Source organism: Alteromonas sp. S167, from assembly GCF_036864375.1.
Lineage (GTDB): Bacteria > Pseudomonadota > Gammaproteobacteria > Enterobacterales > Alteromonadaceae > Alteromonas.
Window position 1 is genome coordinate 195,553 of record NZ_JAZETR010000001.1, and the last position, 18,807, is coordinate 214,359.

At 44.5% G+C, this 18,807-nt stretch carries 17 protein-coding genes; 14 read left to right on the forward strand and 3 right to left on the reverse strand.

Translation table 11 applies throughout. The features are described 5' to 3' along the window. Window positions 1–19: 19 nt before the first annotated feature. From dapD to map, 3 genes are all read right to left on the reverse strand, one after another. The gene (gene dapD / locus V7R35_RS00835; protein WP_334012672.1) at window positions 20–844 is read right to left on the reverse strand and encodes a 2,3,4,5-tetrahydropyridine-2,6-dicarboxylate N-succinyltransferase; all 825 of its coding nucleotides are present in this window, start codon (window positions 842–844) and stop codon (window positions 20–22) included. Next, window positions 841–3,492 carry a [protein-PII] uridylyltransferase gene (glnD, locus tag V7R35_RS00840; RefSeq protein WP_334012673.1) on the reverse strand — a complete coding sequence of 884 codons (2,652 nt, stop codon included), beginning with the start codon at window positions 3,490–3,492 and terminating at the stop codon, window positions 841–843. The genes dapD and glnD overlap by 4 nt, the downstream gene beginning before the upstream one ends. A gap of 321 nt (window positions 3,493–3,813) precedes the next feature. Further along, on the reverse strand, window positions 3,814–4,608 hold the full coding sequence (gene map / locus V7R35_RS00845; RefSeq protein WP_334012675.1) for a type I methionyl aminopeptidase: 795 nt from the start codon (window positions 4,606–4,608) through the stop codon (window positions 3,814–3,816). 443 nt (window positions 4,609–5,051) lie between these two features. On the opposite strand from map, the gene rpsB reads away from it, so the two are divergent. From rpsB to rnhB, 14 genes are all read left to right on the forward strand, one after another. Beyond that, window positions 5,052–5,783, forward strand: a complete 732-nt coding sequence (rpsB, locus tag V7R35_RS00850; RefSeq protein WP_159623661.1) for a 30S ribosomal protein S2 — start codon at window positions 5,052–5,054, stop codon at window positions 5,781–5,783. Window positions 5,784–5,905: 122 nt separating this feature from the next. Further along, window positions 5,906–6,778 carry a translation elongation factor Ts gene (tsf, locus tag V7R35_RS00855; protein WP_334012677.1) on the forward strand — a complete coding sequence of 291 codons (873 nt, stop codon included), beginning with the start codon at window positions 5,906–5,908 and terminating at the stop codon, window positions 6,776–6,778. A gap of 232 nt (window positions 6,779–7,010) precedes the next feature. Then, a complete protein-coding gene (pyrH, locus tag V7R35_RS00860) occupies window positions 7,011–7,748 on the forward strand; it encodes a UMP kinase (RefSeq protein WP_334012679.1) in 738 nt (245 codons plus the stop codon). A gap of 23 nt (window positions 7,749–7,771) precedes the next feature. Further along, entirely contained in the window at window positions 7,772–8,329 is a 558-nt protein-coding gene (gene frr, locus V7R35_RS00865) for a ribosome recycling factor (RefSeq protein WP_334012681.1), read from the forward strand. A 9-nt stretch (window positions 8,330–8,338) separates the two neighbouring features. Next, window positions 8,339–9,121, forward strand: a complete 783-nt coding sequence (gene uppS, locus V7R35_RS00870; protein ID WP_334012682.1) for a polyprenyl diphosphate synthase — start codon at window positions 8,339–8,341, stop codon at window positions 9,119–9,121. A 54-nt stretch (window positions 9,122–9,175) separates the two neighbouring features. Continuing rightward, window positions 9,176–10,039: a phosphatidate cytidylyltransferase gene (locus tag V7R35_RS00875; RefSeq protein WP_334012683.1), complete on the forward strand. Its 864-nt coding sequence runs from the start codon at window positions 9,176–9,178 to the stop codon at window positions 10,037–10,039. After that, window positions 10,039–11,226 (forward strand): 1-deoxy-D-xylulose-5-phosphate reductoisomerase, encoded by a 1,188-nt coding sequence (ispC, locus tag V7R35_RS00880; RefSeq protein WP_334012684.1) that lies wholly within the window; start codon window positions 10,039–10,041, stop codon window positions 11,224–11,226. Before V7R35_RS00875 ends, ispC begins: the two co-directional genes overlap by 1 nt. Continuing rightward, complete coding sequence (gene rseP / locus V7R35_RS00885) at window positions 11,220–12,572, forward strand: sigma E protease regulator RseP (RefSeq protein WP_334012686.1); 1,353 nt, start codon at window positions 11,220–11,222, stop codon at window positions 12,570–12,572. Before ispC ends, rseP begins: the two co-directional genes overlap by 7 nt. 59 nt (window positions 12,573–12,631) lie before the next feature. Beyond that, the gene (bamA, locus tag V7R35_RS00890; protein WP_334012688.1) at window positions 12,632–15,115 is read left to right on the forward strand and encodes an outer membrane protein assembly factor BamA; all 2,484 of its coding nucleotides are present in this window, start codon (window positions 12,632–12,634) and stop codon (window positions 15,113–15,115) included. A 61-nt stretch (window positions 15,116–15,176) separates the two neighbouring features. Beyond that, window positions 15,177–15,692, forward strand: a complete 516-nt coding sequence (locus V7R35_RS00895) for an OmpH family outer membrane protein (protein WP_334012689.1) — start codon at window positions 15,177–15,179, stop codon at window positions 15,690–15,692. Between the two features lie 173 nt (window positions 15,693–15,865). Continuing rightward, on the forward strand, window positions 15,866–16,315 hold the full coding sequence (gene fabZ, locus V7R35_RS00900) for a 3-hydroxyacyl-ACP dehydratase FabZ (RefSeq protein ID WP_334012690.1): 450 nt from the start codon (window positions 15,866–15,868) through the stop codon (window positions 16,313–16,315). A 1-nt stretch (window position 16,316) separates the two neighbouring features. Continuing rightward, window positions 16,317–17,087, forward strand: a complete 771-nt coding sequence (gene lpxA / locus V7R35_RS00905) for an acyl-ACP--UDP-N-acetylglucosamine O-acyltransferase (RefSeq protein WP_334012691.1) — start codon at window positions 16,317–16,319, stop codon at window positions 17,085–17,087. A gap of 2 nt (window positions 17,088–17,089) precedes the next feature. Next, window positions 17,090–18,238 carry a lipid-A-disaccharide synthase gene (gene lpxB / locus V7R35_RS00910; protein ID WP_334012693.1) on the forward strand — a complete coding sequence of 383 codons (1,149 nt, stop codon included), beginning with the start codon at window positions 17,090–17,092 and terminating at the stop codon, window positions 18,236–18,238. Beyond that, window positions 18,231–18,803, forward strand: a complete 573-nt coding sequence (rnhB, locus tag V7R35_RS00915; RefSeq protein ID WP_334012694.1) for a ribonuclease HII — start codon at window positions 18,231–18,233, stop codon at window positions 18,801–18,803. The genes lpxB and rnhB overlap by 8 nt, the downstream gene beginning before the upstream one ends. Window positions 18,804–18,807 lie beyond the last annotated feature (4 nt).

Consider the following 18,807-nt stretch of genomic DNA (forward strand, 5'->3'; position numbering starts at 1 on the left):
GCCTTCGTTAATATTGTTACTATTCAGCGTCGCGTAATAGGGCGTTTATGCCCACTTTTGCACGTGTTTTTGCATCTACTTTCTTAACAATGATGGCGGCGTATAGGCTGTATTTGCCATCTGCACTTGGCAGGTTACCTGCTACCACTACAGAGCCTGCAGGTACACGACCATAGTGTACTTCACCAGTTTCGCGGTCATATATACGCGTGCTTTGACCAATATAAACGCCCATTGAAATAACAGAGCCTTCTTCAACGATAACGCCTTCTACAATTTCGGAGCGCGCACCAATGAAGCAGTTGTCTTCAATAATGGTTGGGTTAGCTTGTAACGGCTCTAGCACACCGCCAATGCCTACACCGCCAGATAAATGCACATTTTTACCAATTTGGGCACATGAACCAACGGTAGCCCATGTATCTACCATGGTACCTTCGTCAACAAACGCACCGATGTTCACATAAGAAGGCATAACAACCGCGTTCTTTCCAACAAAAGTACCTGTACGTACTGCAGCTGGTGGCACAATACGCGCGCCATCAGCAGCAAATTGCTCAGCGGTGTAGTTGGTATATTTTAGCGGAACTTTATCGTAGAACTTGCTCTCAGCACCTTCAATAACATCATTGTTATGCAGACGGAAAAAAAGCAATACCGCTTTCTTTAGCCACTGGTGAACAACCCATTCGCCAGCAATCTTTTCTGCTACGCGCGCCTTACCGGTGTTAAGTAGGTCAATGGCTTGGGCAACGGCTTTCTTGACTTCCTCTGGCGCAGAAGTTGGGCTAATACTGTCGCGATTTTCGAAGGCGTCTTCAATAATGGCTTTCAATTCATTCATGGTATTGTGATATCTTCAAGTTGGTCGAGTTTAAACAGGATGTGCTTTTTCAGGCTTACCTGTTGTTCTTGGGTTAATGCTTTGCCAGCCTCGTTGCTGACGATAAAAATGTCTTCCGCGCGTTCACCAATGGTGGCAATTTTCGCAAGTTTTAGCGTAATGTTCGTATCAACGAAAGCGTGTCCAATTTTAGCTAAAATGCCGGGGGCGTCTAGGGCTTCTAACTCTACCAACGTCGCTTCATCGTTAATAGTAAAAAAGCGAACTTTTGTTGGAACGTCCAGTTGCTTCATCTGGCGCGGTAGCTTACGTTTATTTTCGTGTGAACGTCCAGGCTTTTCTAGCTGAGCACAAATAGCATTTTCGATAGAAGCAATACGCGAATCTGACGACAGTCTATTTCCGTCATTCTCCAGAATTAACATGCTATCAAATACGTAGCCATCTCTGGTTACCGTAACATGTGCATCGTGAATTGAGCAGTTGCGACTATCAAGTACCGATGCAACCTGCGCAAACAGTGCTTTTCTGTCTTTGCCGTATATTAATAATTCGGTACCGCCTTTAGCGCTGTTGTCATTTGCTTTTACCAGCAGCCCTTCGTTGTCTGGCGTTAGCCAGTCATCCTGTGCTTTCAATATTTCATCAGTGTGCCACGCTATTTGAGTGGGTTTGAAACGCACAAAATAATCATCGTCTAGTCTTGCCCATAGTGCGTCGATAGCGATAGGGTCGATGGCACGCTCTTGTAGTATTTGTCGCGCTTGGTGTTTGTGGGTAGCTACCCTTTCATTAAGGGTTATTTGACACTGCAGCCCGTTATCAAGGGCTTTTTGCGTCATCAAATAAAGCTCGCGTAGCAATGACGCTTTCCAATCGTTCCATAAATTATCGTTAGTAGCGCGAATGTCAGCAAGCGTTAATGTATACAGTAAGTTAAGGTGATTATGGCTTCTTACTGCACTGGCAAATTCACTAATAACGTCAGGGTCGTAAATGTCTCTACGCTGAGCAACAACACTCATTAGTAAATGATTTTCAACAAGCCACGCTATCATTTCGGCGTCATCTTTGGGCACATTGTGACGCTCGCAAAAAACGGCGACGTCTTTTGCACCAAGCGTAGAATGGTCGCCGTTTCTTCCTTTGGCGATATCGTGAAATATAGCCGCAATGTAAAGTACTTCTGGCTTATCTAAGTTTCGACAAATTCTTCCGCAGCGAGGAAAGGCTTTGTTCTCTTTTGAAAAGAAAAAGTTGACGTGTTTTACCAGCCTATGGGTGTGTTCATCTACTGTGTAGGCGTGAAATAAGTCAAACTGCATCATCCCAACAATGGTATCCCACTCCGGAAGATACGCCTGTAAAATACCGTATTGGTGCATTACGTCCCATGCGAAGTTAAAAAAGTCTGGCTGTTTCATCAATACCATGAACTTTTCGCGACAGGCGGGGCGTTCAACGAAGTATTCTGTCTCAAACGCGCGGTGTGCATTACGCAGTTGTCGTATGCAAATTGTGCTTAGGCCCTGAACTTCTGGTGTATTGGTGATCAGATTTAAAAACTCCAGAATGGCTTCAGGTGATGAAAAAACCTTTTCATGCCGAGGGGAAATCATATTGTCTAGCAATTCAAAGTCATCGTTAATAATCGATGTGCGCTGTATGCTTTGGTTAAGCATATCGTATTTGAAACGCTGTAAAAGCATCTGATTGAGTTCTGAAACGCGAGCAACGGTTCTAAAAAAATCACGCATCATTTTTTCTACAGACGCTTTACCTTCCTCGCCGTACCCCATCATTTGAGCAACATCGGGCTGATAATCAAACAGCAACCGGTTCTCACTTCTGCCAGCGACCAAATGCAAAGCACAGCGCATTTTCCATAAGTGCATTCTGCAGGCAATGAGCTCGCTGTGTTCTTGCTCGGTAAAATAGCCGTGACCGACTAAATTCCAGCCGTCGTATTCTTTAAAGTGCTTTTTGGCAACCCAGCCAATCGACTGTATATCTCTCAAACAGCCCGGGTTTTCTTTGATATTTGGCTCTAGGTTGTAAGCTGTGCCGTTAAACTTTGCATGGCGCTTCTTTTGCTCTTCATATTTTGCCGAAAAGAAAGCCTTACTGCTCCAAGAGTTTCGTCCGTTGGCGTCTTCCCATAATTTTTCAAACGTGTTTTCACATCCGCAAAGCAAACGGCTTTCAACAAGGTTTGTGGCAATAGTGATATCGTCTTTGGCAAGCTTTACGGTTTCTTTTATCGTGCGAACAGATTGCCCCACATCTAACTTGATGTCCCATAATAGGGTAATGAACTGGCCAATCTTCTCTTGTGCTTCTTGCTTGAGTTTTTTCTTACTTACTATCAGTAAATCAATATCGGAATGTGGCTGAAGGTGGCCTCGCCCGTAACCGCCTACGGCGCAAAGCGCTAGCTCGCTCACTGTATCCAAACCATACAGTTGCCACAAATGGCATAAAAGTGCATCAACGAATTGTGCTCTGCCGGTGACCAGCTGATTTACGGGTGTGCTATCAAATGATGTCGTGATCCAAGAGTAGCTGTCTTCAACACAGCGTTTAATCGCTGGGATATCGTCTACTGAAGTAATAGCATCGATGTTTTTAATCAGTGATGGCAGGTTCAAAATACACCTTTTACATAGATTTGTTTTTAAACACCATGAACAATATCACGAATTGTCGAGTTTTCGCAGTAGCCTATAGATGCATAATTCAAGGTTAAATGTGAATATTTATGGTGTTATGTTACGAAAATGTTTCAGTTGAAAGTCTTGATTACAGAAGAGTGCAACAGCAGGCCAAATAAGACGCGGCTTACATGAAAATGGCAAGTGTGAAGTGAAACGAAAGAAAGCTGCTTTTTAGCGATAAGTTATTTAAATCAGAAATAAAAAAAGCAGTAAGAAAAGACTTACTGCTTTTAAATTAATGCCGAAGGCAAAGCTCTAACTGTGAGAAATTATACGTGGTAGTGTTTCATCTTCTCGCAGTGTCAGCACCTCAACACCGGTTTCCGTAACTAATAATGTGTGTTCCCATTGGGCACTCAAGCTACGGTCTTTTGTGACTACCGTCCACTGGTCGGGAAGTACTTTTGAATAGCGCTTGCCCGCGTTTACCATTGGCTCGATGGTAAAGCACATGCCTGGCTCTAAAACGTCACCCGTTCCCGGCTTGCCGTAGTGCACTATTTGTGGTTCTTCATGGAAACTTGCGCCTATACCGTGACCGCAATATTCACGCACAATTGAATAGTTATGCTTTTCTGCATGGGTTTGGCAAATGTGGCCAATGTCGCCAAGGCGCATACCCGGCTTCACTTGTTCAATGGCTTGGTACAAACATTCTTGAGTGATGCGGATAAGACGCTCTGCAAGAATAGAAGGCTTGCCTACCACAAACATTTTAGACGTATCGCCGTGGTAACCGTCTTTAATTACGGTGACATCAATATTTATGATATCGCCATCTTTCAATTTTTTGTCAGACGGAATGCCGTGGCAAATACAGTGGTTTACCGACGTACAAATAGATTTAGGAAATGGCGGATGACCATAATTTAACGGAGCGGGAATTGCCTGTTGCTCGTTAACAATATAGTCGTGACAGATGGTGTTTAACTCATCTGTTGTCACACCTTTTTTAACATGCGGCGTGATCATTTCTAGAACTTCTGCCGCTAGCTTACCAGCGACGCGCATTTTTTCGATTTCTTCAGGGGTTTTGATAATTGCTGACACAGCGCCTCTCAACTCGTTAAAGTTAAAATCTGTAATTAATAACTATTTTACGCAGTATAACATTAATCAGGTCATTCTGAGTAAGTTGCTGTAAATTATGGTTAATTTTATGTGTCGGTAAGTTAATCAGCCTGCTTTAGTTTGGCTGAATACTTTAAAAGAAAAACACGCTACCTAACGCAACCTTTACTCAGAAAAAAGATACGGTTTAAGCGCGAAAACTTGAGCTCAAGTGCTTGTTGTGGTATAAAGCGCGCGCCCTGACGGAAAGCTCAATTTTTCTTAGTGTTTACACCAAGCGAAAGGCGCCGTTTTTGAGGGTAAATTTATTTTATTAAAACACACATATACCGTCACTTCGTATCGGGGTGTTCAGCTCAATCTAGGTTGGTCTGGATCGATACAAGGGGTATATGGAGGCCTAACCCCAAGAGGAAAATAAAATGGCTAATGTTTCTATGCGTGACATGCTGAAAGCCGGTGTGCATTTCGGTCACCAAACTCGTTACTGGAACCCAAAGATGAAGCCTTTCATCTTCGGCGCACGTAACAAAGTTCACATCATCAACCTTGAAAAAACGGTTCCACTTTTCAACAACGCACTTAACTACCTTTCAGGTGTTGCGTCTAAGAAAGGTAAAATCCTTTTCGTTGGTACTAAGCGCGCAGCTGGCGAAGCAGTTAAAGAAGCTGCTCTTAAGTGCGACCAGTACTACGTAAACAAGCGTTGGTTAGGTGGTATGTTGACTAACTGGAAAACAGTACGTCAGTCAATCAAGCGTCTTAAAGACCTTGAGCAACAAAGCCAAGACGGTACGTTTGAAAAGCTAACTAAAAAAGAAGCGCTAATGCTACAGCGTGAAATGGACAAGCTTGAAAACAGCCTTGGTGGTATCAAAGATATGGGCGGTCTACCAGACGCAATCTTTGTTATCGACGCAGATCACGAGCACATTGCTATCACTGAAGCGCGTAACCTAGGTATTCCTGTTGTTGGTGTAGTTGATACTAACTCTAACCCAGACGGTGTTGATTACATCATCCCTGGTAACGACGATGCTATCCGTGCTATCCAACTTTACTTGGATGCAGCTGCAAACGCTATCAACTCAGGTCGCGAAAGCAACCTTGAAGTACAAGCTGAGCAAGACGACTTCGTAGAAGCAGCAGAGTAATTCTGATTGCTGACTGTCATATGTAGATAATATGACGGTACTACAATACGAACCGTATTGAGAGGGGCGATATCGCCCCTTTTACCTAACGAATTTTATATTTAATGCTGAGGAATTGAAAAATGGCAGTGACTGCAGCACTAGTTAAAGAACTGCGCGAGCGTACTGGCGCAGGTATGCTGGATTGTAAAAAAGCCCTGGTTGAAACGGATGGTGACATTGAGCTAGCCATTGAAAACATGCGTAAATCAGGTCAAGCGAAAGCAGCTAAAAAAGCTGGTCGTATCGCAGCTGAAGGTGTAATCCTTACTAAAGTTGAAGCGGGTCGTGCGACTATGCTTGAACTTAACTGTGAAACTGATTTCGTTGCACGTGACGAAGGCTTCCTTAAGTTCGGTAACGAGCTTCTAGAAGTAGCGGCAGCTAACAACATCAACGATATTGAAGCTCTTAACGACGCTGAAATGAACGGCGCTAAAGTTAGCGAAGTACGTGATGCGCTAGTTGCTAAAATTGGTGAAAACATCTCTCCACGTCGTGTTATCAACGTTGAAGGTGACACACTAGGTGCTTACATCCACGGCGGTCGTATCGGCGTTATCTCTATCCTTACTGGTGGTGACGACGAGTTAGCTAAAGACGTTGCAATGCACGTTGCAGCTGCAAGCCCGCAATTTGTTAAGCCTGAAAACGTTCCGGCAGAAGTTGTTGAGAAAGAGAAAGAAATCCAAATCGAAATCGCTATCCAGTCTGGTAAGCCAGCTGATATCGCTGAGAAAATGGTTGCAGGCCGCATGAAGAAGTTCACTGGTGAAGTGAGCTTGACTGGTCAACCTTTCGTTAAAGACCCTTCAATCTCTGTTGCTGAACTTCTTAAGAACAACAGCGCAGACGTAATCAACTTCGTACGTTTCGAAGTTGGTGAAGGCATCGAGAAGAAGACTGAAGACTTCGCTGCTGAAGTAGCTGCTCAAATGGAAGCTGCTAAGAAATAATTGAGCGTTTATCTTTTGCATAACGCAATAGTTAGATAAACTACAAAGCACCTCTTCGGAGGTGCTTTTTTATAGCTGTCTATCATTATTGTTGCCATTGCTTTATATCAATGTAAAGCTAATCTTGTGCAACAGTAGTAACAAGGCTTTTAAAACGGCTTGTCCTATGTTTTCTAACGCAATATTTTGAGAGAATATAGGACAAACTGGGTTTACGAGGACATTCCAAATTATGAGTATCACACCAAAATCAGCATACCGTCGCATTCTGTTAAAACTTAGCGGTGAAGCCCTTATGGGTGAAGAAGGCTTTGGCATAGACCCTAAAGTGCTTGATAGAATGGCGCAAGAGATCAAAGAGTTGGTTGAACTTGGTGTTCAAGTTGGTCTTGTTATTGGTGGTGGTAACTTATTCCGCGGTGAAGGTCTAGCAAAAGCTGGTATGAACCGTGTAGTGGGCGATCATATGGGTATGCTTGCAACCGTAATGAACGGCTTAGCGATGCGCGATGCGCTTCATAGAGCGTTCGTTAATGCACGAATGATGTCTGCTATTCCACTTAACGGCGTTTGTGATGCTTACAATTGGGCAGAAGCTATAAGCCTTCTTAAATCAGGCCGTGTTGTTATTTTTTCTGCAGGCACAGGTAATCCTTTCTTTACGACAGACTCTGCCGCATGTTTGCGCGGTATCGAAATTGAAGCTGACGCGGTGCTTAAAGCAACAAAAGTAGACGGCGTATACAGCGATGACCCTGTTAAAAACCCAGAAGCAACATTGTATGATGAACTGTCATACCAAGAAGTGTTGGAAAAAGAATTAAAAGTAATGGACTTGTCAGCGTTTACTCTTGCACGCGACCACAGCTTACCTATTCGTGTATTCAACATGAACAAGCCAGGTTGTCTTAAGCGTGTAGTGATGGGTGAAAAAGAAGGCACTGTTATCCGCCACACTGACAACGGTTAATTAAGAACAATAGGATACAAATCGTGATTGATGAAATTGAATTAGATGCGCAAGAGCGTATGGAAAAGAGCCTAGTTTCACTTAAGGGCCAATTCAGCAAAATTCGTACGGGTCGTGCGCACCCAAGCCTTCTAGACGGCATTATGGTGCCTTATTATGGTGTTGATACTCCGCTAAAGCAGGTTGCTAACGTAGTTGCTGAAGACAGCCGCACACTAGCGCTAACTGTATTTGATAAAAGCGCTATTCAAGCAGTTGAAAAGGCCATCATGCAATCTGACTTGGGTCTTAACCCGATGAGTGCAGGTGGTTCAATTCGCATCCCACTTCCTCCACTTACCGAAGAGCGTCGTAAAGACCTAATTCGCGTTGTACGTAATGAAGCAGAAGGCGGTCGCGTTGCAATCCGTAACATTCGCCGTGATGCCAATGGTGATGTAAAAGACCTGCTGAAAGAAAAAGAAATCAGTGAAGACGAGAGTCGTGCCGCTGAAGAAAACATCCAATCAATTACTAACGAGTTCATTAAGAAAGTTGACAGCATGCTTGCTGACAAAGAAAAAGAGTTAATGGAAGTATAAGTAATTAGTATGATTGGAAAGTTGTTTAACGCGACCAAACCAACCGAAGCGAAGGCGCCAGCGGAAGCTGCTGGCCCTAAGCACGTTGCTATTATCATGGATGGCAACGGTCGTTGGGCGCAAAAGAAAGGGAAAATTCGTACATTTGGCCATAAGGCCGGTGTTGATTCTGTGCGCGCAGTAGTTCGCTTCGCGCGTCAAAACAATATTGAATCGCTAACGCTGTTTGCTTTCTCTAGTGAAAACTGGAAGCGCCCAGAAGAGGAGGTTAGTGTATTGATGGAGCTGTTCAACCTAGTGTTAAACAGTGAAGCCAAAAAGCTAAATAAGAACGGCGTGCGATTAAAAGTCATTGGCGATGTGAATGGTTTCGATGCAAAACTTGTCGAAAAAATTCACAAAGTAGAAGAAATGACGAAGGACAACAGCGAACTTGTGCTGAACATTGCAGCAAATTACGGCGGCCGTTGGGATATCGTAAATGCAGCTAAGCAGCTTGCCGCACAAGTGAAAACGGGCGAAGTCAAAGAGGCTGACATAAACGAAGAGTTGTTTAACTCGTTTACGTCTACAGCCGAGTTGCCAGAACTCGATCTTCTCATCCGAACCGGTGGTGAACATCGCATCAGCAATTTCTTGTTGTGGCAATGTGCGTACGCCGAACTCTATTTTACCGACGTACTATGGCCCGACTTCAACGAAGACGTGTTTCAACAAGCCGTAGACGATTTCAAAGTTCGCCAACGCCGATTCGGCCTTACCGGTGAACAGGTTGTCAAAGCCGATGGTTAAGACCATGCAGGCAATTATCAGGCTTGCCCTGGTAACACTAGCCAAGGGCAAACTATGCTAAAACAACGAATAATAACTGCATTAATTCTTGCGCCGTTGGCGCTTTACGCTATTTTATTTCTCCCCATTTTTTGGTTCGAAATTGCCATTGCTGGCGTTGTAGGTATTGGTGCCTATGAATGGGCAAATATGTCAGGTGTTTGCGAACGACCTAAAAAGCTTCTCTACATGGCTGGCGCCTTTCTCTTCTGTATTTTACTCTCGTTCATTGTCGATGCTGAAACCATATGGTATCAAGGCCAGTTGCACGGCCTTTATCGCGCCATTTTAACGCTCTCTGTTTTCTGGTGGATAGCGTCTTTATTTATGGTGCTTGCTTATCCAAAGTACTCAAAATTTTGGCGAGATAGTAAAAGTGTAAGAACTATTTTTGGTGCGTTAACACTTATTCCAACATGGGTGGCGGTTGTTGCGCTGCGTACTAGTTTACATGATGTTGACCCTTTCTATGGCGCGTCACTGATGTTTTACGTGCTGGGTATAGTTTGGGCTGCTGATATAGGTGCGTTTTTTGTAGGCGTTAAATTTGGTCGCCACAAACTACGTCCTAATGTATCACCAGGAAAAAGCCTAGAAGGGCTTCTTGGCGGTATTGCCGCTTCTTTTGCTATTATTGCGTTTGCTGCTTTGCACTATCAGGTTGAACCTTCACGCATTTGGTTGCACCTTGCCATTGGTGGCGTCACAGTTGCTGTGTCAGCGCTTGGCGATTTGAATGAAAGCATGCTTAAGCGTTGTGCAGGAATTAAAGACAGCGGTAAGATCCTTCCAGGTCACGGTGGCGTTTTAGACCGTATTGACAGCTTAACTGCGGCATTCCCTGTTTTCGCGTTTTGCTATGTAACGTGGATGGCGTAATGCAAACAGTAACAGTGTTAGGAGCCACAGGCTCCATTGGTTGTAATACACTAGACGTTATAAGTCGACACCCTGAAAAGTATCGCGTTTTCGCGATAACAGGGAACTCACAGCTTACACTTTTGATGGAACAGGCGCTTAAATTTGCACCTCGCTATGTTGTGGTTGCCGATGAATCGCTTTATCAAGACGCTTGTGACATCGCTAAGCAAATGGGGGTTGCTGCAGAAGTATTGTGTGGCCAACAGGCACTTGAAGATGTAGCTAGTGCGCCTGAAGTCGATTCTGTTATGGCGGCCATTGTTGGAGCGGCTGGGTTATTACCAACCCTTGCAGCCGTGAAAGCAGGTAAACGGGTACTGTTAGCCAACAAGGAAGCCCTTGTCATGTCCGGCGCGCTCTTTATTGAAGCCGCCAACCAAAGTGGTGCCACGCTACTTCCTATAGACAGCGAACATAACGCTATTTTCCAGTGCTTACCGCATGACTATCAATATGGCGACTTTGCCTCGTCAGGTATACATAAAATTCTGCTGACGGGATCTGGTGGACCTTTTCGCTCTCGTGCTCTCGACACCTTCAAGGCCATAACTATTGATGAGGCGAGCACTCATCCAAATTGGTCCATGGGAAGAAAAATTACTATCGACTCTGCCACTATGATGAACAAAGGGCTTGAGTTTATTGAAGCATGCTGGCTGTTTGGCGCGGGTGCAGATGATATCGATGTGGTTATTCATCCTCAAAGTATTATTCACTCGATGGTTCAATACGTTGATGGTTCTGTGATTGCGCAGATGGGGAACCCAGATATGCGCACGCCCATTGCGCATGGCTTGGCTTATCCAGAGCGTATCGATGCTGGCGTTTCGCCGCTCGACTTTGCAGCGGTTTCTGACTTCACATTTCAAACCCCATGTTTTGAGCGCTACCCAAACCTTAAGTTGGCTATTGATGCTTGTCGCGAAGGTCAATGTGCTACAACGCGTTTAAACGCGGCTAATGAAGTGGCGGTAGAGCACTTTCTGTTAGGCAATATTCAGTTTTGTGATATCGCAGATGTGAACGACGCCACATTAAATGCTATGGCATCGGTGTCTGTAAATTCAATACAACAAATCGTCGAGCAAGACGCATTAGCAAGAACGAAAGCTAACGAAATCATTCGAGGTAAATTCCAGTGCTAGCATTCTTTTGGAGTTTGGGCGCTTTCATTATTGCCCTTGGTATTTTAGTTGCTGTTCATGAGTGGGGGCACTTCTACATAGCGCGTCGCTGCGGTGTTCAGGTTGAGAGATTTTCAATTGGTTTTGGAAAGCCCATATGGCGCAAGTTAAGTAAGTCGGGTACGGAATACGTGATCGCTATGATCCCACTAGGTGGCTATGTTCGCATGTTGGATGAACGTATTGACGACGTGCCGGCTGACAAAGCGGACAAGGCATTTAACAATAAGCCCGTGTTGCAGCGTATGGCAATTATTGCTGCTGGGCCAGGTGTTAATTTTGTCTTTGCCTTTTTTGCGTTGTGGCTAATGTATTTGGTAGGTCTTGAAACCGTAAAGCCTGTAGTAAAAGACGTTGAACCTCAAAGCATTGCAGCACTTGCGGGTATTCAGCCTGGCGATGAAATTATTAAAGTAGGCAGTCGAAGCACACCTGATTGGGAAGCCGTTAATCTAGAGGTGGTTTCTAACATAGGCAGTGAAACTGCGGTAGTAACGGTTAAAAATTCATCAAATGTCGAAAAAGAGCTGACATTTACATTGAATGGTTGGAACTTTGACCCAGATATCGAGTCTCCATTAAGCAGCTTGGGGCTTACACCGTTTAGACCTGACCCAACACTAACAGTAGGATTTGTTGGAGAGGGGAGTGCTGCAGCGCAAGCAGGTCTTCAACCTGGAGACAAGTTAGTCGCGTTAGACGGTAACGCATTAGCATCGTGGAATGCACTGGTTGATTACATTGTAGACAACCCTGGGCAAACAATTGCATTAGATGTTGAAAGGGATGGACAACTACAAACGCTACGTGCCACGATAGCGCGCCGTGATACGCCACAAGGGCAAAGTGGTTATCTTGGCGTAAGCCCAACGTTTGAGCCTTGGCCACAGGGGTATGTGTTTACACATCAATATGGCATTATAGAGGCAATAACAAAGGCGCTTGATAAAACATGGCGTCTTATGACACTTAGTGTCGAGATGATAGGAAAGCTAGTAACCGGCGATGTATCGGTGAAGAACTTAAGCGGGCCTATCTCAATAGCTCAAGGAGCGGGAACAAGTGCTGGTTACGGGCTTGCCTATTTCTTGAGTTTTCTAGCCTTAATTAGCGTGAATTTAGGCATTATAAATTTATTACCCTTGCCCATGCTTGATGGTGGTCATCTGATGTTTTATACCGCAGAGTTGATCACTGGCAAACCTGTGCCCGAGGCGGTTCAGGAGTGGGGATACAGAATAGGTGGCGTGCTTCTGTTTACGATTATGGGTATCGCTATTATTAACGATATTGCTCGCATAACCTGATTGAAATCAGGAAGTACAAAACAGTAAATATAAAAACGCGGCCAGGAAAAGAAAAATAGATGAAGTTAAAACAGTTAGTAGCAGCCGGAGCCATTCTTTCCAGTGCTAGCTTTGCCAATGCTGCGGCGCAAGACAGTGAGTTCGTTGTTGAAGATATTCGTGTAGAAGGCTTGCAACGTGTTGCACTTGGTGCAGCGTTAACATACTTGCCCGTACAAGTTGGCGACGAGCTAAATACATTTAGGGTAACGCAACTTATTCGTTCGCTTTACTCATCTACTCACTTTGAGAACGTAGAAATTCTACGTGATGGCAATACGCTAGTTGTTCGCGTAGCTGAGCGCCCGACCATCAGTAATATCATCTTTGAAGGCAATGACGACATCAAAGATGAACAGCTTCAAGAGAGCCTAGATGGCAATGGTGTAAGACTGGGTGAGCCGCTTGATAAAACCGTATTAACGTCAATCGAAAATGGCTTAAAAGATTTCTTCTACAGCATCGGTAAATACAACGCCGATGTAACGGCAATTATTACGCCATTACCACGTAATCGTGTTGATCTTAAACTTCTGTTTGAAGAAGGTGATGCGGCAGCAATTGAGCAGATCAATATTGTTGGTAATAATCTTTTCTCTGACGCTGAGCTTATGGAGGCTTTTGAGCTTCAGTACGACACGCCATGGTGGGATTTCCTTTCAGAAACCCGTTACCAGCAGCAAACATTGCAAGGTGACATGGAAACGTTACGTAATTTCTATTTAGATAGAGGTTATCTGCGCTTTAATGTTGACTCTACTCAAGTGTCAATGACACCCGAGAAGTCAGGCATTTATATTGCGATGAACGTGTCAGAAGGTGAACAGTACACTATCTCTGAAGTTGAGTTGGTGGGTGATGTTCTGGGTCACGAAGAATATATAGAACGTGTGTTGCCGCTTACGTCTGGCGAGCTTTATAACCAAGCGGAAGTGACGTACACCGAAGAGTTTATCAGTAAATATCTTGGTCGATTTGGATATGCATACCCAACGGTAACGACAGTGCCGGATATTAACGATGAAGATAAAACGGTAAAGCTTACGCTATCGGTAGACCCAGGTAAGCGTATCTATGTTAACCGTATCAAGTTTAACGGAAACGTAGTAACGGCAGATGAAGTGCTTCGTCAGAACGTTAGTCAAATGGAAGGCACATGGTTATCTAACGGTCTTCTTGAGTCTTCAAAAAACCAGTTGTCTCGTTTAACTTATATGGAAGAAGTGGAGTTTGAAACGATTCGAATTCCTGGTTCTGAAGACAAAGTTGATGTTAACTTCAGCGTAAAAGAGCAGCCATCTGGCTCGTTCAATGCTGGTATCGGCTATGGTGATAGAACGCGATTAAGCCTGCAAGCGGGTATTCAGCAAGACAACTTTCTTGGAACCGGTAAACGAGTTGGTATTAACTTGAATACAACCGCGTTCCAACAATCGATCCAGGCAACGTACAACGATCCATTCTTTACCATTGATGGCATCAGCTTGGGTGGTTCAATTGGATACAGTGAATTCGATGGTTCCGACTTTAACGTTATTCAGTACAACTCGAAGCGTTATTCTTTGGGCGCCAACATTGGTTATCCAATTAACGAATTCAACCGAATCAACTTTGGTCTAACGTACAGCGACGTAGAACTTTTCAATAGGGGGTTCTTCGAGCAAACAGAGCGTTTTTATAACCAATTCACCAATGGTGCAGATCCTGATGCAGCTATCAGCTATAGCAGTTTTCTAGCAAGTGTTAGCTGGAGTCGTTCAACGCTAAACCGCGGTTTGTTCCCAACTGCGGGTTCAACGCAGCGTGCTTCATTTAGCATCACTACACCAAACTCTGACGTTAATTACTTCAAAAGCGTATTCGACGGTAAGTGGTACTTCCCGTTAACACGTAATCAACGTTGGTCATTACTTACTCGAATTCGTTTAGGTTACGGTAACGGTTACGGTGATATTAACGGTAACGAGCAAATCCTTCCGTTCACTGAAAACTTTACTGCTGGTGGTGCAGATTCACTACGTGGCTTTGAAAACAACACGGTAGGTCCGCGAGGCGTTTCACTAGCTACAACAGGCGGTGTAACCGGCCCTGATGGCGAAGTGTTCCCTGGCGACCCTAACAACGCACTCGTATCATGGTCTCAGCGAAGCCTTGGTGGTAACGCGATGGCACTTGGTGGTGTAGAGTTAATTGTACCGACGCCATTCGTTGAAGAAGAAATGGATAACTCAGTTCGTACAAGTTTGTTTGTGGACATCGGTAACGTATGGGATACTGAGTTTGATTTCGACCGTTATAGTCAGCTTGAGGTTAATCCAAATCAGCGCTTCGGCGATGAGCTGTTGGACTATTCTGACTGGAGTCTGTATCGTAGCTCGGCAGGTGTCTCTGTTCAGTGGGTTTCACCGATGGGGCCTATGGTATTTAGTTTCTCTAAAATAATTACAGAGCGAGAAGGTGACGACGCACGATTCTTTACCTTCAATATCGGTCAAACTTTCTAAACATTAAGATGGGCGCAAGAAAAACGCGCCTCATAATAAAAGACGCAAAAAGGAGTTCCTTTTGAAACAGTTGGTTAAACATATCGTTGCAGGTGCAATGTTGGGTAGCGCTTTAGTAAGTACGTCTGTAATGGCGGAGCAGAAAATTGCCGTAGTCGATGTGCAAGGCATTTTTCAGGCAATGCCTCAGGCTGCTGAAATCCAAAATGCCATTCAGGCTGAATTTAAAGACCAGCTTGAAGAAGTAAATCAACTTCAGCGCGACGGTCAGTTCTATGCAGAGCGCCTTCAGCGTGATGCTGCAACAATGAGCGATGCTGAGAAAAAAGAGCTAGAGCAAAAAATTCTTACAGTTCGTGAAGAGCTTTCTAAGAAAGGCCAGCCTTTACAGCAGAACATTCAACGTCGTAGTAACGAAGAGCGTAACAAGCTTCTTGGTCTTATCAAGCAAGCTATTGATACCGTTGCAGCGAAGCAAGGCTACGACGTAGTACTTAATGCAGGCGCGGTTGCTTTTGCTAAAGAAGAGCATGACCTGTCTGAGCAAGTACTAAATCAGGTTAGCAAAGCAAACTAATCTTCTACCAAGGTTGGTAGTACAAAAACTATTTTGTCAGACCAACACCCAAAAGGTGTTGGTCTGATTTGTTTTTCACGCTTAACAGCGTATGGTTGCCGCCGTTTTCAGTTTTCACGGCGAGTTTGACCATAAATCAGTTGTAGGTCATGCTTGTACATAGGAGAAAGTTTTTGACCAATTCACTCAATACCATCGAAATTCAAGAAATTTTGGCGTTGTTACCTCATAGGTATCCATTTCTGTTGGTTGATCGTGTAACGGATTATGTGCTGGGTGAGTCTATCAAGGCATATAAAAACATTACTATTAATGAACCTTGCTTTATGGGCCACTTTCCTGAACAGCCTATCTTTCCTGGTGTGCTTATCCTAGAAGCGATGGCACAGGCTGCGGGTGTGCTAGGTTTTAAAACCATGGGAAAGAACGATAAGCTATATTTATATGCAGGGATTGATAATGCGCGCTTCAAGCGTCCGGTTGTGCCGGGTGACCGCTTAGAGTTTGACGTGGCTTTGGTGAAAGAACGCAGAGGGATTTGGAAATTTAAAGGTACTGCAAGCGTCGATGGCGACATAGCATGCAGTGCAGAATTTATGTGTGCGATGAGAGAGATAGCATAACGTGATCCATCCTTCTGCTGTAGTTTCTGAAACTGCAATCATTGGTGACAACGTCACCATAGGCCCATTTTGTGTGGTAGACGACAACGTCACCATTGGCGACGGTTGTATACTGAAATCACATGTGGTGGTGCGCGGCCCCACGCGTATCGGTAAAAATAACAAGTTTTATCAATTTTCTTCTATTGGTGAAGATTGCCAAGACAAGAAATACGCGGGCGAACCTACCGAGCTGGTTATCGGTGATGATAATGAGTTTCGTGAAGGTGTCACTGTGCATCGAGGTACTGTTCAAGACAATAGCATTACCATTATAGGCTCTAGGGGCTTATTCATGGCTAATGCACATATTGCACACGACTGTGTGTTGGGCGACGATATTATTATTGCCAACAATGTTGCGGTAGCAGGCCATGTTCACATGGACGATTTCGTTATTGTGGGCGGTGCTGTTGGCATTCATCAGTTTTGTAAAATTGGCGCGCACGCCTTCTTGGGCGCAGGCGGCATTATTCTTCGCGATGTACCACCATTCGTAATGGTAAGTGGCCAGAAAAATATTCCGCAGGGTATTAACTCGGAAGGGTTAAAGCGTCGCGGCTTTGCTAAAGATGAAGTGATGGCTATAAAACGCGCTTACAAAGCGATTTATCGTGAAGGCAATACTATTGATGAAGCGCTAGCAAAGCTTGCTGAGCCTGCAGCTCAATATCCAGGCGTTGAACGCATGGTAACCTTCTTGAAAAATGCAGAGCGAGGCATTATCCGCTAGTCATGACAAAGCCATTAAGAATCGGCATGGTTGCCGGAGAGCCCTCTGGCGATGTTCTTGCAGCCGGCATGGTGGCTGAATTAAAACGTCAATACCCTGATGCAATTATCGAAGGTATTGGTGGTCAGCATATGATTGAGCAAGGTTTTCATAGTTTATTTGATATGGAAACTTTATCGGTGATGGGATTGGTTGAAGTACTGTCTCATCTTCCCTCCATTCTAAAAGTAAAAAAGCAGCTTCTTGCACATTTTGAGAAAACCCCCCCAGATATTTTTGTAGGTATTGATGCCCCCGACTTTAATCTGCGTGTTGAAAAGGCACTGAAGGCTAAGGGTATTAAAACGATGCATTACGTTAGTCCCACCGTTTGGGCGTGGCGTGAAAAGCGTATCCACAAAATCGCAAAAGCCGCTAATCGCGTATTAGGCCTGTTTCCTTTTGAACAGCAGGTGTACGACAAATACAATGTACCTTACACCTTTGTGGGTCACACAATGGCTGATTCTATCGCCCTTGAACCCGACCAAAGCGCTTCACGTTTAGCCCTTGGACTTGACCAAGACAGTAGAGTATTAGCTGTGTTGCCTGGCTCTAGACGAGGCGAAGTTGATACCTTACTTCCCGTTTTTCTCGACACTATTGAGCTTATTCATAAGCAGCGGCCTGACATTCATTTTGTTATTCCTGCGGCAAACGTACATCGTCTTGAGCAAATTCAGAGTCTACTTAAAGATACCAACAATGCAGAGCAGCGTTTGCCTATCACAGTAACTCAGGGAACAGCGCGAGATGCCATGATAGCCAGCGACGCTATCTTATTGGCGTCGGGCACCGCTACACTTGAAGCAATGCTGTGTAAAAGGCCAATGGTTGCAGCGTACAAGCTTGCGCCACTTACCTATAAAATCATGCAGCGCTTATACAAAGCCCCCTTCTTTACCTTGCCTAATTTATTGGCAAACGAAGCGATTATTCCCGAACTACTACAAGAAGAAGTGAATGCCGATAATATGAGCAGTCAACTTCTTAACTTCTTCGAAAGTGACAATTCAGCCCTTATTTCCCGTTTCACCGACCTCCACCATACGCTAAAATGCAATGCTGATAAAACAGCTGCAAAAGCCGTCGTGGAGGAATTGTTTGCATAATTTAATTGCCGGAGTAGACGAAGTTGGGCGTGGCCCATTAGTGGGTGATGTTGTTACCGCTGCCGTAATACTAGACCCAGCCAACCCTATTGAAGGGCTAACCGACTCAAAAAAGCTGAGTGAAAAAAAGCGTACAGCCCTTGCCGCTGAGATTAAAGAAAAAGCCTTGTATTGGCACATTGGGCGCGCAAGTCCCGAAGAGATTGACGAGCTTAATATTCTTCACGCAACTATGCTTGCCATGACCCGCGCGGTGGATGGTTTAGCTGTTACTCCTGACTTTGTGCGTGTAGATGGCAACCGTGTTCCACAATGGCGTTACAATGCTGAAGCCGTGGTAAAAGGCGATAGCTTACATGCTGAAATTTCTGCAGCATCTATTATTGCTAAAGTTGAGCGAGACAGTGATATGCTGACGCTGCACGAGGCCTATCCGCAGTATAACTTTGCCGGTCACAAAGGTTACCCCACAAAAGCACATTTTGAAGCCATTGCTGAATTTGGTGTGTTAGATTGTTATCGTAAGAGTTTCAAACCCGTTAAAGCGTTACTTGAAGAGAAATAACATC

Coding starts and splice junctions, on each gene's coding strand:
- ispC (WP_334012684.1), top strand. CDS start 10,039: ATGCAAACAGTAACAGTGTTAGGAGCCACAGGCTCCATTGGTTGTAAT.
- dapD (WP_334012672.1), bottom strand. CDS start 844: ATGAATGAATTGAAAGCCATTATTGAAGACGCCTTCGAAAATCGCGAC.
- bamA (WP_334012688.1), top strand. CDS start 12,632: ATGAAGTTAAAACAGTTAGTAGCAGCCGGAGCCATTCTTTCCAGTGCT.
- pyrH (WP_334012679.1), top strand. CDS start 7,011: ATGAGTATCACACCAAAATCAGCATACCGTCGCATTCTGTTAAAACTT.
- uppS (WP_334012682.1), top strand. CDS start 8,339: ATGATTGGAAAGTTGTTTAACGCGACCAAACCAACCGAAGCGAAGGCG.
- tsf (WP_334012677.1), top strand. CDS start 5,906: ATGGCAGTGACTGCAGCACTAGTTAAAGAACTGCGCGAGCGTACTGGC.
- lpxB (WP_334012693.1), top strand. CDS start 17,090: ATGACAAAGCCATTAAGAATCGGCATGGTTGCCGGAGAGCCCTCTGGC.
- rpsB (WP_159623661.1), top strand. CDS start 5,052: ATGGCTAATGTTTCTATGCGTGACATGCTGAAAGCCGGTGTGCATTTC.
- V7R35_RS00875 (WP_334012683.1), top strand. CDS start 9,176: ATGCTAAAACAACGAATAATAACTGCATTAATTCTTGCGCCGTTGGCG.